A 12,974-nucleotide genomic window follows, 5' to 3' on the forward strand; every position below is an offset into this window, starting at 1 on the left:
TCTCAGCTGCTGCCGGCTGCAAGTGTCATTCAGCAAATTTGATCGTATCGGCCAGCGTCACCAGCAGCGCTGTAAGCCCGTTTACAGCCCATCCGGGCGCGTCAGCTGCGCTGACCCACCACGGACCCGGAAATCACGCCCAGCGCGTCGCAGAGCGCCGCACAGGCCGCTCACCGGGACAGGGCTTATGTCTGGCCGTGGCGTGGCGGCGGGAACGGTGGAAAGGATGGCTTTGCAGGACGGGGGATTATTACGGCTAAAGCCGTAACGCTTTTTAAGTCCTCGCTTCGCTGCGGGGCTTCCGGCGCGTTGCGCCTCCCATGCGCTCCGCGCATCTTCTTAACTGCTGTAGCCAAATGAAATATATGTAATAAATGTATTTACTAATATTGACTTTGGGAGCAAAAAAGGCGATACTTATATTCATCGGGAGGCAATGCCGCCACCCGGTAACACAGCCCAAAGCGGCAATTAAATTCAAGGAGCAAAAAATGAAACTGACTCGCGAAGCAACCACCGCAGCAAACCCGGATTTACGCGGCCGCAAACATCATTTCATCATCGAGAGCGCCACGGCGGCAGAGCTGGAAGCGATGGACGAGATCCTGACGCTGGCAGGCTGGGAAAATGACAGCTGCCCTTGCTATGAGGACGGCTTTGGTTGTGGTTACTGGATCGACATTTCCGAAGTGGCTTGTTTCAAAGCGGCATACAAAGCAGCGAAAACGGGCCTGAAAGGCTATATGGCAGTTGAAGCGGAGAAGGCCGCAGCAGTGAGCGAAGCCACCGCAGAGCCAGCCCCGGAACACATCCCGGCGGCAAGCCTTGACGATTACACCGTGTACACCTTGCATGAACCTATTGAAGCGGAAGAAGGCAAGCCATACGCAGAGAAGCGCGTAACTCGCGCCTACGTTGCCCGCAGCATGACCCGCGCCCTGGCGAGCCAGGAGAAGCATACAGAGAAGTACAAAGCGCAGGATGTTATCTGGCTGGCGGAGCACAACGCAGACCACGCTTTTAGAATGGGCGTTTTAAGCCCGGAAGAGTTCACAGAGATCTATCGGATGGTACACGCAGAGAACGCGCAGCCCCTGCTTATTCTGGCGGCCCTGCGTGATGCCCTGCTAACCGGAGCGCCAGCACTTGCCGCCGTCCGTGCGGCATAAACTGCCCATCCTTCAACGCGCCTTCCGGGGCGCTTTTTGTTGGTAAAACTGAATGAAATAAATGTAATTATCGTATTTACTAATATTGACTTTTGGGGCGAGAAAAGCGATACTTATTTTATCGGGAGGCAATACCGCCGCCCGGTAACACAGCCCAAAGCGGCAACCCACGGAGTCCCAAATGAAACAACATATCGCTGCAATTATTCGCGAATACAACACCCCTACAGTAACCGTCGAAGTAGCCAATACAGACCGCTACGATAGCGAGCAAATCGAGATCCGCCACGTTGTTGATGGTCGCCTTGCCTGGCGAGCGTGGGACTATGAAACAGGTTTTGAAAATGACCTGCATCGCGAGCTGGCCTATTACCATATTCCGGCCTGATTGAGCATAAACACCCCGCCCGGTGAAAGCCGGGCAATACAGCCCAAAGCGGCACTTATCAGGAGTAAGCCTAATGACAAAAGTCACAACACCGTCCCAGCTGAAAGCAGAGCTGGAGAGCCAGAAAACCTACCTTCTCGAAGCCTGCCTGATGGCCTTCAATCAGTTACCTAACCAGCGTACAAAAGGCGCGTTCCCGTCAACATACGCGCTTGCAGCAAAGATTGATCACCTGTTGCAACAGGAAAAAAAATAAACCTTCCGACAACGACAAAGCCCGGTATTAACCGGGCTTTTCTGTATTGCACAATACACTAAATGTTAAGCGCGTTTGCGTCCTGCGCCAGCCAGCATTGGTATGTTTCCTTTTGAAACTCCCCGCCGCAGCCGCCACCGGCTTTTGATTTTCCGCAGTGCTGGCATGTACCCAGCGCGGCTTTTTCTTTCTCCCACTGTTGCCAGTTGCGGATCAGCAGCAGCTGGAAAAACTCATTTGGTGAATAGGGCTGTTTACCCATCCGGCGCACCTGCCGTAGTTCGTCCAGTTGCGCCGCTTCATCGTGCGTTAGCGTGACGGTCACGTTAACGCCTTCAGCGCGTAACCGTTCGCGGCGACGAGCTTGTCGCCGTCTGGCTAACATCCTTTCGCGTTCAGTTTTATCCATTTTTATCACCGTGACTGTCACGATTGAAAAGAAAGAAAAAGGCCGGATTTCCGGCCTTGCGTGTTACTTCAGGATCAGCAAGGTCAGCGCCGTCCCGATGGCCGCGCCGACGATGGAACAAACAGCCGTCATGATCACGACGCGGTTAACGATGGTGCTGGCGTTGTTGTGCTGGAGAGATTGCCAGCGCGTCAGAAAGTCTGACCGCGCCTTGTTTTCCTCCTTCATCGCCGCCTGTATATCTCTCAGGCTGCCGATGATTTCCGCTCTCGAATCGTCTGCCGTCAATTCAAGTGCGCTTTTGAGTTCGCCCAGCCGCTGAAGCATGTCGGCTTGTTCGGCCTTCATTAACTTCATGGCTTCTAAAATTTCCTTCGCGTCTCCCAAAAACCAGTCCATCAATACGTCTAATTTATCGGGCTGCTTATCCATGCTTAATCTCCGATTAACAGGGAGAATGTTTTATCCAGGTTGCTCTTAACCGGGATAGCCTGCTTCATGTAAGTATAACGACGCGCCATTTTGCGGCGTTCGTCTGCGTCAGCTGATGCTTTAGCGCGGGCTTTAAATTCTTCCGCATCTTCAGCGGTCAGCGTTTCAAAAGAAATTTTATGGTGTGCAAGATATTCGTACACCTCACTATTATAGATCGCAGAGTTTTTATTAATGCGGCCTACTTTAGTTTGTTTCACAAAGTCGAAAATCGGGCCGAAAACATTTTCAACATCATCACCCGGATTAACGCGGTTTGGAACAAAGATAATCTTTTTGTTATCCACGCCAGCCTTGCTTAACGTGTGCGCCGTTTTCATACTTTCTTTAATGGCTTTATCTTCCGGCGTTACCGGAATGAAATACATATCAAATTCATTTGCGCCGCCATCGAAGCGGGACATTGCCATTAAAAACGGTTCCACGTTTGACGCGCCAATATCAATAATCGCTGCATCTTCAAAAACCACATCTTCAATCAGACGGGAGAAATCATCACCTTTAAAACTGGTGACATTTTCAATCCCTAAGTCAGACGCTGATTGGTTAATGGTTTCGACCGCGAAAAATTTCGCATCTTTCAGGCGCGGGGCGAGAAGGTAAGTTGAAACTAAAGTTTTGCCAACGCTGCCACTGTAATTAATAACCGCTACTTTCATTGCACACCTCAATATTTTTTGATGAACTCATTAGGATCGAACTCGGCTCTTGCCTCGTCAAAAAATTCCTTTCCGATGATACCCGGTGACTGTTTCGTTTTGTCTCCCTCGGTCGCACTTTGTGTATTGTGCAATACATCTTTTTTCACCTGCTCAGACTTCGCGGGTTTTTCTGTATTGTGCAATACAGGTTTCTTCTGTTGCTCACTGGCTCCGGCTGATTTTGTATTGTGCAATACAGAATCAGGGGCGGCATGTTTCGCCCGGTTTTGCCTGGCCCGATACAGGGCAGTATCAAAACTCCGAACGTTCACATTCTCCAGGCCGAAGCGTTCAGATACCGCCTTGAAAACCTCCTCTCTGGAGACTCCCAGCGACAGCATTTCTTCTACTTCCGGCAACATCATCTGAATTGCTGCCCTGATGCTTTTGGGCTTCATAGTACCCTCATGTAGAATGATGTGTTTTTGATGTAATAGTGATGTATTTATGACGTATCAACTATCCCATGACGTAAGAGTGGTGTAATAGTGGTGTAATGTCAACCATGAATTGACGTAATTGTGGTGTATTTGTGGTGTATGGGTATTCATGCAAGCATGAATACCGGGATATTGAACGCTTTTTCACCAAAATACCCCTTAACCTCCGTAGATCGCCCCTACCAAACTGATTATTTTTTAGCCCTTAACCTGCTATACACCTAACGCAGTGCGATAAATCGCACTAACTAACTGATTTAAAGAATAAAACATTCAATATTTCGTATTTTGGGTATTAAAAAGGTATTAAAAAAATAGAATAAGAGTATGGTTTATATGGAAATGAAGGTATTACTTTGTTAATACTTACCTCATGCGGTTAAACTACCGCCAGATTGAACACGAAAAATCACCAGTTGAGGACATGATGCCGATCATCACATGCAAGGTAACGGACGAAGAAAAAGAGCTTATCGACAGGCTGGCCGGAACGAACAGATCGGACTATATGCGCCGTTGTTTGTTGGCCGGATCAGGTGGTCGGATAGGTGGATTGAGTCAGGTTACGGAACAGATAAACGAAGTAAATCGACGACTCGATATTCTGTTTGACCAGGTATCAGAGATAGACATGAGCGCGTTTTCCTCGGAGCTGAAAGGACTGGTCAAGCAGCTGTCACAACTCAAGTTGCCGCCTCCCGGTCAGATGATGCTGCACGAATCCCTGGCAATCGAGACGGTGATCCTGCTGCGTTCGATGGCGACTCCAGCCAATATGAAATCCGCCTGGGGAGAGCTGGAACGTAACGGTTACAAGGTATGGGAAAGTAAACAAGAGAGGACGGAATAATGACGGAACAAGAAAGAGGACTTATATTTTTATGCTCGCTGCTGGGACCGATACCCTTTGTGTGGTTTATTACGGCAAAGTTTGTATATGGTATCAATAGTGAAACGGCGCACTACCTTGTCCCCTATTTGCTAAAAAATACGTTCAACCTTTGGCCGTTATGGGTGTCGATTATAGCAGGTTCGGTTATAGGGTTGTGTGGATTCATTGGATTCATCATTTACGATAAGGGTAGGGTGTATAAAGGGCCACGATTTAAACGTGTACTCCGTGGGACTAAATTAGTCAGAGCTTCGTCTTTGGCCGAGAAAACAAAAGAACGCGGTCATAAGCAATTAACGGTTGCAGGTGTTCCTGTGCCTACTGAATATGAAACGCTTCATTTTTCAATTGGTGGGGCTACAGGTACTGGTAAATCGACAATCATTAAAGAGGCGATATATTCAAGTTTAAAAAGAGGGCGAGATAAGCGTGTTATCTTAGATCCTAATGGAGAGTATGTAGAAACTTTTTATCGTGAAAACGATATAATTCTTAACCCCTATGATAAACGCTCTCCTGGCTGGTCTATGTTTAATGAAATAAGAGATGAGTTTGACTACGATCTTTATGCAGTGTCTATCATTCAGGAAAGCAAGGAACGTTCTGCTGAAGAATGGTATCGGTATGGTCGCTTATTATATCGTGAAGTTTCAAAGAAATTACTCACACATAAAAGAAACCCTTCAATGGAAGAAGTGTTGTATTGGTGTAACGTTGCAGAATACGACAAAGTGAAGGATTTTGTTAAAGGCACACCCGCAGAATCTTTATTCATTAAAGGTGCTGAAAGAGCTACAGGGAGTGCCCGATTTGTTTTAGGTGATAAGTTGGCTTCCCATTTAAAAATGCCTGAAGGGAATTTCTCGCTGCGTGACTGGCTGGAGGATGATAAACCCGGCACGTTGTTTATTACCTGGCAAGAGCAGATGAAAAAGAGCCTCAATCCGCTGATCTCCTGCTGGCTGGATATTATGTTTTCTAGCCTGCTGGGTATGGGGAAACGCGATCAGCGCACGTTATTTTTTATCGACGAGTTGGAATCACTGGAATACCTGCCAAATCTACAGGACTTACTGACGAAGGGCCGTAAAAGCGGTGCGTCAGTATGGGCAGGCTACCAGACGTTTTCCCAGTTGGTTGAACGTTATGGCATCAATATAGCGGAAACGTTATTGGGTAGTATGCGATCAGGTATCGTCATGGGAAGCAGTCGATTAGGTAAAGCAACGCTTGAACATATGTCCCGCGCGTTGGGCGAAATAGAAGGAGAAATAGAGCGCAGACAGGGGAGCTTATTACAGTCTGGCCCAAATAATAGGCCGCGAATCGAAACTCGCACAGTCAGAGCAGTAACCCCCACTGAAATCTCAGAACTCAGGAATCTTACGGGCTATATCTATTTTCCTGGTGATCTACCTGTCGGCAAGTTCAAGACTAAACATGTGCAATACACGCGTAAGAACCCGGTTCCGGGAATCATCATGAGGTAGCGGCATGCTTGATATTACGACTATCACCCGTATCGATATTGCGTCAGTTGTAGGCTACTACGCTGATGCAAAAGACGATTACTACAGCAAAGACAGCAGTTTTACCGCGTGGCATGGTCAGGGCGCGGAAGCGCTGGGCCTTTCCGGCGAGGTCAGTTCTCAACGCTTCAAAGAGCTGCTTGTCGGGGAGATTGACCCTTTCACGCAGATGAAGCGCTCCAGCGGTGACGCGACGAAAGAACGGCTGGGATACGACCTCACATTTTCCGCGCCTAAAGGCGTATCGATGCAGGCGCTGATCCACGGCGATAAGGCAATTATCGCCGCCCACGAAAAAGCGGTTGCCGCTGCCGTCCAGGAAGCAGAAAAGCTGGCTCAGGCCCGCACGACCCACGCAGGGAAAACCATTACGCAGAATACCGGTAATCTGGTTGTTGCTTCCTTCCGGCATGAAACATCACGCGCCCTTGACCCGGAGCTGCATACCCACGCCTTTGTCATGAACATGACGCAGCGCGGGGATGGTCAGTGGAGGGCGCTTAAAAACGATGAACTGATGCGGGCCAAGATGCACCTGGGGGATGTCTATAAGCAGGAGTTGGCGCTGGAGCTGACAAAGGCCGGGTATGAGCTGCGCTATAACAACAAAAATAATACCTTTGATATGGCGCACTTTACGGATGAACAAATCCGTGGATTTTCGCGGCGTTCTGCTCAGATAGAAGAAGGGCTGGCGGCTATGGGGCTGACCCGCGAAACCGCAGACGCACAGACCAAAAGCCGGGTATCGATGGCGACCCGCGACAAAAAAACAGACGACTATTCGCGTGAAGATATTCATAAAGAGTGGGTTAATCGGGCTAATGAGCTGGGAATAGACTTCAATGATCTGTCCTGGGCGGGCAAAGGCAAGGACGGCCCGCAAACGTCAATGAATACCGTCCCTAACTTCACCAGCCCGGAGGTAAAAGCCGACCGGGCGATCCAGTTTGCGCTTAAATCCCTTTCAGAGCGCGATGCGTCTTTTGACCAGTCCCGATTGCTGGCCGTGGCAAATAAAAAGGCTATCGGCCAGGCATCAAAGCAGGATATTGAAGCGGCCTATTATCGCGCTGTGGCAAAGGGGGCCATTATCGAAGGTGAAGCGCGATACACCACCACGACTGACCAGAGAAGCAAAGACGCGCCACCGCTACCAGCCATGACCAAAGCGGAATGGCAGGCGCAGCTGACCGACAAAAAAGGGATGAACAACGGCCAGGCGAAGGCGTTAGTTGCTGAAGGTATCAAGTCTGGCCGCCTGAAAAAAACCAGCCATCGGGTAACGACCGTTGAAGGTATCCGGGTAGAAAAAGCGGTGCTGAATATAGAGGCTCGCGGTCGGGGCAAGGTGATCGCCGCGCTGACAAGCGAGCAAGTCACCGCGCAGCTGGTCGGTAAGACGCTGAAGGCCGAACAACAGAAAAGCGTCGTAGATATTTGCACCACGACAGATCGCTTTGTGGCGGCTCACGGCTTCGCCGGAACCGGGAAAAGCTATATGACCATGAGCGCGAAGGCCGTTCTGGAGTCTCAGGGCTTTCACGTCACCGCCCTGGCCCCCTACGGTACGCAGAAAAAATCCCTGGAAGATGAAGGTATGCCCGCCCGTACCGTTGCCGCTTTCGTGAAGGCAAAGGACAAAAAGATAGACGAGAAAAGCGTGGTCTTTATCGATGAAGCGGGCGTTATTCCGGCCAGACAGATGAAGGTGCTGATGGAAACCATCGAGAAGGCCGGGGCCAGAGCGGTATTCCTGGGCGACACCTCACAGACAAAAGCCGTAGAGGCGGGCAAGCCATTTGAACAGCTGATCAGCGCTGGAATGCAGACCAGCTACATGAAGGATATTCAGCGCCAGAAAAATGACGTGTTGCTTGAGGCGGTGAAGCTGGCCGCAGAGGGCCACATATCCGGCTCACTGGCCCGACTCAGCAATATTAGCGCAGAGAAGGACCAGGATAAGCGGCTGGAGGCTGTAGCGAATCGCTGGCTGTCATTCTCCCCGGAGCAGCGCGAAGGTACGCTGATTATTTCCGGTACAAACGAATCAAGGGTAATCCTCAATAGCCAGATTCGGGAGGCGTTGCAGCTGCAAGGAAAGGGCGTGGAGGTGAATTTTCTGGAGCGCGTTGACTCCACGCAGGCCGAACGTCGGGACAGTAAATACTACCAGGTAGGGCAAATTATTATCCCCGAAAAAGACTATAAAAACGGGCTTCAGCGGGGCGAATCTTACCGCGTACTGGATACAGGTCCGGGGAACCTTCTGACCGTGGCCGGGAGCGACGGCCAGAAAATCAGCTTCAGCCCGCGTACCCATAAAAATCTGTCTGTTTATACCAGCGTGGCCGCCGAGCTGGCCGTGGGTGACAAAGTGATGGTGACGCGTAACGATAAGACGCTGGATGTGGCGAACGGCGACCGCTTCACCGTGACCGGGGCCACCGAGAAAGGCACGTTTACGCTGACCAACGCGAAGGGCCGGGAAATCGAGCTGGACCAGAAGCAAGCCGCCTATCTTTCGTATGCCTACGCAACGACCGTCCATAAAGCACAGGGGCTTACCTGCGACCGGGTGTTGTTTAACATCGATACCCGTTCGCTGACGACTTCCAAAGACGTCTTTTACGTTGGGATCTCCCGCGCCCGTCATGAAGTCGAGATTTTCACCGACGATAAAGGCCGCTTGTTGAGCAGCGCCAGCCGCAACAGTCCTAAGACCACGGCCAGCGAAATAGACCGCTTTTTAGGGATGGAGGAACGTTACAAAGACGTAAACCGGAGCTATGGCCATGACGATGGCCAACAGGCAAAAAGCTATGGCCATGAAGCTGGCCAACAAACCGGAGAGAAGGAAAACACCATGAAAAATGCGACAGAAGCCGCCCATGATGGCCCCGATACTTCAGGTACTGAAAACACGTCTCAGGATTTGCGCCAGCGTGAGCAGGAGGAAGTCAACGCCGCTATCCGGTACGAGCAGAGGCAAGAAGCCACACCGGAAATGGAGGCGAACCCCTACCATGACTATGAGCGGTATGCTGACGAAGGCCCGGACTATGGCGACATGCAGGACTACAGCACATATGAAGAATATGAACGTGCGCGTGACGTGGAATTACCGCAGCATGAGCACGAAAATCATCAACATGACTACGACAAGGAGGGCTACGGCCTGTGATGTTCTGGAACCGAAATAAGAAAGAAAAAGCCGCTGCCGGCAATGAAAAAAATCGCTTCGATCACCTGCTTTCGGTGGCCGAAAAATTACCCGTTGAGGCGCTGCCTGATCTCATTCGCGCTATCGTGCGGCCAGTGCAGAGTGATTTCCTGCTGGCGGTAGCCGAGGAAGGGACTGATGCCCGCCCGGATATGACCCCGCAGGAGTTCTTCTTTGAGGGGCTTATCCAGGTGCAATCTTACGAGAAGATGAAAGAGGGCGAGCTGGACGGCGCAGATTATCCGTTGTCGCTGGCAAGTGACATGGTGTTGCCGTGGCCGTGGAGCCTGACACGCTATATCGATAACGTTTCGCACATTGGAACCCGTAAGGGCAGGCCGTGGAAGCAGGATAAAATCAACCACTATGTTGACCTGTGGTTGCCCTGGCGCATTGGCTTTGTGCGCGGCGGCAACCATTCCATAACGGCGGGTATTCTGGCCGGGGAAGGGACCGTGATACCGGAGCACGTTTACGATATGTCCTGGCTGTTTGAGCTGGTCCGAACGGACGGTAATCACTGGTTTGTTGACGGCCAGAAAGCTGAAGCGGTGAAGTCGGGGCGGTCAGCGGCTGTTTTCGAAATTGGCCGTTTACTTACTGAAGGAGCAAAAAATGGGTGAGCAAATTACTAACGCGGAGTGGGAAAAAATCTCACCGGATAATTTTGAAACAGCCTCTTTGTTGCGGGCTGTTGATGCTATCGATGATTTACGCGGGGATTTTAGTGATGGCGAGTATTCAGCACCGCCGCAAATCAGAACTGATTTACTCAGGCTCCATGAGATAGCAATGGCGGTAATTAACGAAGGTTCACGTAGCCGGGTTTCGGCATTATTCGAGCTGGCGAGCGACCTGGACGAACAAATATCCCATCTGGTAAATCGGCTGGATGAAGTACAGGACACGCTATCCCAGCTAATGGAACTGTATCCAGAAAGCCTTTACTACGATGATATTGAAGGTGATGAGGAATAGCGGAGGATCAAAGATCGTTGATCGATCCTCTGAAGATCCTGTACTCTCTTGCTCAGAAACGAAAAAACCACCCGGCAAGGTGGTTTCTTCGGGTGACGTAGAGCTAACGCTCTTATCACCTGGTAGCTGGTTCTAAAGGGGAACACAGTACCGAAAATTCAAATGTAGTGTAGCAGTCGTTATGGCTGCAATTCAAGACCCATTTCCCCTTTAGAGCCACGTTACCGCATAGGCTGTTACCTATGGCGGCGATTTGTCGCGCCTGACAAACTGGAAATCGTGTGTTTGTCATAGTCAGGCGTAACGGCAGCGGGAGACGGGGAGTCTGGTTAAAACCCGCAGCGTTGGAGCGAACTGTCTAAGTCGAGCCGAGAACCCTACAGCGTGAGCTATGAGAAAGCGCCACGTTGCCCGTATGGGCTAAAGGCGGTCAGGTTTCGGTAAACGATATGACAGGAACACAGGACGTAACCAGGGGGAGCGATGCCAACGAAAGGCGGCTGATCTCTAAGCTGTGTCGGGTTTCGCCTACTTCTGACTTGTAGCTTTTTTTTGAAGCTCGTCAGGAGGGGCGGAGCCTTTGGAAAAAGGCGACTTACGCCGCCTCTCATGCTGTTATCGTTCATAGATCGGTATTAGTAGCAGGACAACAACGGACATAGATTGAAGTCCTGTTATGGCAAAATGCATCCATCTATAAGAACTTGAGCGATCTTTCGTCTCGTAAACACCTCTTATCATTATCGGCTTTTGCATTAACATGATGATCAAAATACCGAGCATATTCGTAATGAAAGAGGTAAAAGCAGGTACACCTATGAACATTAATCCTCTGCGCGATAGCTCCGCAACTATTGCTACCACAGCAAGCAATTTCAGTGGCTGTACAGCATGTTTGAAAATATAGCGTTCAAATTTTTCTCTCATTTATAGTCCTCCCCACGATCCCAACGGTCCTTCCAGTGCTCAAGATAAGGTTTCGCCAGCTGGGGCATGTTCCAGATCACCACCGCGTTTTCCGAGTTTTTAGATTCTGCTGCTTTGGTGTAGTTGAAGCTGCCCGTCTGAACTGACCGTTCATCAATAATCATCACCTTGTCATGCTGGATAGGAAAGTCGCTATCCACCCGCAGCGGGATCTCGTTTTTCACAATGAATTTCATCGCTCGATGGCTTACGTCATTACGATTGCCGCGTTCGTCGATAACAATTTTCACATCAACACCGCGATTTTTAGCTTTGACCAGCGCCTGCATTATATCCATCGCGGTGAAGCTATAAGCCATCATTCTGATCGAGGATTGCGCGGAGTCGATAGCGCCAATTACCAGCGTTTGAGCGCTACCTTCAGGAGAAAACCCAACCTGTACCGATGGCGAATCGCCAGCCATCGAGGGCAGGGAGGAAAGGGCCAGAAGGCCCGTCAGGAATATGACTGCTCCTTTTCTCACTTTATCCCTCCATTCATGCACTCATATTTATATTCTGGCGAATAGTAGATTTCGCGAATCTTCCTTTTCGCCATGAAAACGACCACATCAATAGTGGAGTGCAGTAGGCGCATAATGTCAGAAATATCCAGCATACGGCCCACTTCGGTAGCTTTAACCATCAACCCTATACGGGTGAAGGCATCCATCGCCGAGTTAGCATGTGTGGAGGTTAAGCCGCCAGGGTGTCCGGTATTCAATGCCTGAAGGTAATCCCATGCAGCATCATCTCTCAGCTCTGTCATGAAGATACGATCTGGTGTCAGGCGCATACAGGCTTTAAGGCACTGCGTCGGCGTAGCCAGCCCTGGTTTATCTTTACCGCCATATTTCATATAAACGGCTTCTTCCAGGTGGGTAGCTTCAACCTCGTGAGCATCCTCCATGATTATCACGCGTTCCTGTGGGCTAATGGCTTTGAGCAGGGCGCGGGTGAGTACCGTTTTTCCTGATCCGGTTTCCCCCACAACGACAACGGTTCGTTTTTTCCGTACCGCAGTAAGCAAAAATTCTTCCCGGCGTTTAGCCCGGTATAACTCTTTCAGCAGGAGATCGTCGTCGTCCAGCTCGCGCTTATGGCTGTCAATTTCCCGGCAGAACTCAAAGATACCTTCCTTGCTTAACGTCGCCAGGTCTTTATCCAGCGCGATATTTTTGCGAAAAGCGATAGCGGCGGTGTTATCGATCACCGCAGGCGGTAAACAAATAATTCCCCTGGAGCCGTCCGGCAATACCACGTCATTAATCATCTGGCGCTTAACGTCATTGGCGCTGGTTAATGCTGCGGTCAGGTTGTCGATAAACGCGCCGGTAATGCTGTCGTTCTGGATAATTTTACGGCCTTCGAATGTGTCACAAACCACCTCGTTATAACGGTTGATACGGATTTCAAATACGCCCGGATCTTCGAAATACTCCCGCAGCGGCCCCAGCTGGTAATAAGCCGATGATTGATTCATGTAAGTTATCTCCTGCTACAAAGAACAGTGGGCCTTCCGGCCCACGTT

The 12,974-nt window shown here is 50.2% G+C and carries 16 protein-coding genes; 9 read left to right on the plus strand and 7 right to left on the minus strand.

Annotated elements, in window-relative coordinates; genetic code table 11:
• The 4 genes from ACOTYN_RS22115 to ACOTYN_RS22130 all read left to right on the plus strand — a co-directional run.
• Positions 1 to 260, plus strand: a 260-nt coding sequence (locus ACOTYN_RS22115; RefSeq protein WP_421634774.1) for a hypothetical protein, incomplete at its 5' end; no start/stop codon positions are given.
• A gap of 231 nt (positions 261 to 491) precedes the next feature.
• A complete protein-coding gene (locus ACOTYN_RS22120; protein WP_020323167.1) occupies positions 492 to 1,169 on the plus strand; it encodes a DUF5417 domain-containing protein in 678 nt (225 codons plus the stop codon).
• A 181-nt stretch (positions 1,170 to 1,350) separates the two neighbouring features.
• Positions 1,351 to 1,557 (plus strand): DUF905 family protein, encoded by a 207-nt coding sequence (locus tag ACOTYN_RS22125; protein WP_020323152.1) that lies wholly within the window; start codon positions 1,351 to 1,353, stop codon positions 1,555 to 1,557.
• Between the two features lie 73 nt (positions 1,558 to 1,630).
• Complete coding sequence (locus ACOTYN_RS22130; RefSeq protein ID WP_000170167.1) at positions 1,631 to 1,813, plus strand: hypothetical protein; 183 nt, start codon at positions 1,631 to 1,633, stop codon at positions 1,811 to 1,813.
• A gap of 58 nt (positions 1,814 to 1,871) precedes the next feature.
• Here ACOTYN_RS22130 and ACOTYN_RS22135 read toward each other — a convergent pair whose 3' ends face one another.
• The 4 genes from ACOTYN_RS22135 to stbA all read right to left on the minus strand — a co-directional run bounded on the left by ACOTYN_RS22135 (position 1,872) and on the right by stbA (position 3,813).
• A complete protein-coding gene (locus ACOTYN_RS22135; RefSeq protein ID WP_223226687.1) occupies positions 1,872 to 2,222 on the minus strand; it encodes a hypothetical protein in 351 nt (116 codons plus the stop codon).
• 63 nt (positions 2,223 to 2,285) lie between these two features.
• Positions 2,286 to 2,654: a plasmid stabilization protein StbC gene (gene stbC, locus ACOTYN_RS22140; RefSeq protein ID WP_032416596.1), complete on the minus strand. Its 369-nt coding sequence runs from the start codon at positions 2,652 to 2,654 to the stop codon at positions 2,286 to 2,288.
• Positions 2,655 to 2,656: 2 nt separating this feature from the next.
• Positions 2,657 to 3,373, minus strand: coding sequence for a StbB family protein (gene stbB / locus ACOTYN_RS22145; RefSeq protein WP_020323147.1), 717 nt, complete (start codon positions 3,371 to 3,373; stop codon positions 2,657 to 2,659).
• 8 nt (positions 3,374 to 3,381) lie between these two features.
• A complete protein-coding gene (gene stbA, locus ACOTYN_RS22150; RefSeq protein WP_020323173.1) occupies positions 3,382 to 3,813 on the minus strand; it encodes a plasmid stabilization protein StbA in 432 nt (143 codons plus the stop codon).
• Between the two features lie 415 nt (positions 3,814 to 4,228).
• Between stbA and ACOTYN_RS22155 the strand changes: the two genes are divergently transcribed.
• The 5 genes from ACOTYN_RS22155 to ACOTYN_RS22175 are packed head-to-tail and all read left to right on the plus strand — an operon-like array spanning position 4,229 to position 10,477.
• Entirely contained in the window at positions 4,229 to 4,705 is a 477-nt protein-coding gene (locus ACOTYN_RS22155; RefSeq protein ID WP_223226686.1) for a traK protein, read from the plus strand.
• Positions 4,705 to 6,237, plus strand: coding sequence for a type IV secretion system DNA-binding domain-containing protein (locus ACOTYN_RS22160; RefSeq protein ID WP_020323171.1), 1,533 nt, complete (start codon positions 4,705 to 4,707; stop codon positions 6,235 to 6,237). The genes ACOTYN_RS22155 and ACOTYN_RS22160 overlap by 1 nt, the downstream gene beginning before the upstream one ends.
• 4 nt (positions 6,238 to 6,241) lie before the next feature.
• Complete coding sequence (mobF, locus tag ACOTYN_RS22165) at positions 6,242 to 9,460, plus strand: MobF family relaxase (RefSeq protein WP_020323154.1); 3,219 nt, start codon at positions 6,242 to 6,244, stop codon at positions 9,458 to 9,460.
• Positions 9,457 to 10,122: a DUF6710 family protein gene (locus ACOTYN_RS22170; protein ID WP_020323157.1), complete on the plus strand. Its 666-nt coding sequence runs from the start codon at positions 9,457 to 9,459 to the stop codon at positions 10,120 to 10,122. Before mobF ends, ACOTYN_RS22170 begins: the two co-directional genes overlap by 4 nt.
• The gene (locus tag ACOTYN_RS22175) at positions 10,115 to 10,477 is read left to right on the plus strand and encodes a hypothetical protein (protein WP_020323170.1); all 363 of its coding nucleotides are present in this window, start codon (positions 10,115 to 10,117) and stop codon (positions 10,475 to 10,477) included. Before ACOTYN_RS22170 ends, ACOTYN_RS22175 begins: the two co-directional genes overlap by 8 nt.
• A gap of 615 nt (positions 10,478 to 11,092) precedes the next feature.
• Here ACOTYN_RS22175 and ACOTYN_RS22180 read toward each other — a convergent pair.
• The 3 genes from ACOTYN_RS22180 to ACOTYN_RS22190 are packed head-to-tail and all read right to left on the minus strand — an operon-like array spanning position 11,093 to position 12,926.
• Entirely contained in the window at positions 11,093 to 11,404 is a 312-nt protein-coding gene (locus ACOTYN_RS22180; protein WP_032416518.1) for a hypothetical protein, read from the minus strand.
• On the minus strand, positions 11,401 to 11,928 hold the full coding sequence (locus ACOTYN_RS22185) for a phospholipase D family protein (RefSeq protein WP_020323158.1): 528 nt from the start codon (positions 11,926 to 11,928) through the stop codon (positions 11,401 to 11,403). Before ACOTYN_RS22185 ends, ACOTYN_RS22180 begins: the two co-directional genes overlap by 4 nt.
• On the minus strand, positions 11,925 to 12,926 hold the full coding sequence (locus ACOTYN_RS22190; RefSeq protein ID WP_020323165.1) for an ATPase, T2SS/T4P/T4SS family: 1,002 nt from the start codon (positions 12,924 to 12,926) through the stop codon (positions 11,925 to 11,927). Before ACOTYN_RS22190 ends, ACOTYN_RS22185 begins: the two co-directional genes overlap by 4 nt.
• Positions 12,927 to 12,974 lie beyond the last annotated feature (48 nt).

This window comes from Enterobacter cloacae complex sp. IR5458, from assembly GCF_049238025.1.
GTDB lineage: Bacteria > Pseudomonadota > Gammaproteobacteria > Enterobacterales > Enterobacteriaceae > Enterobacter > Enterobacter kobei.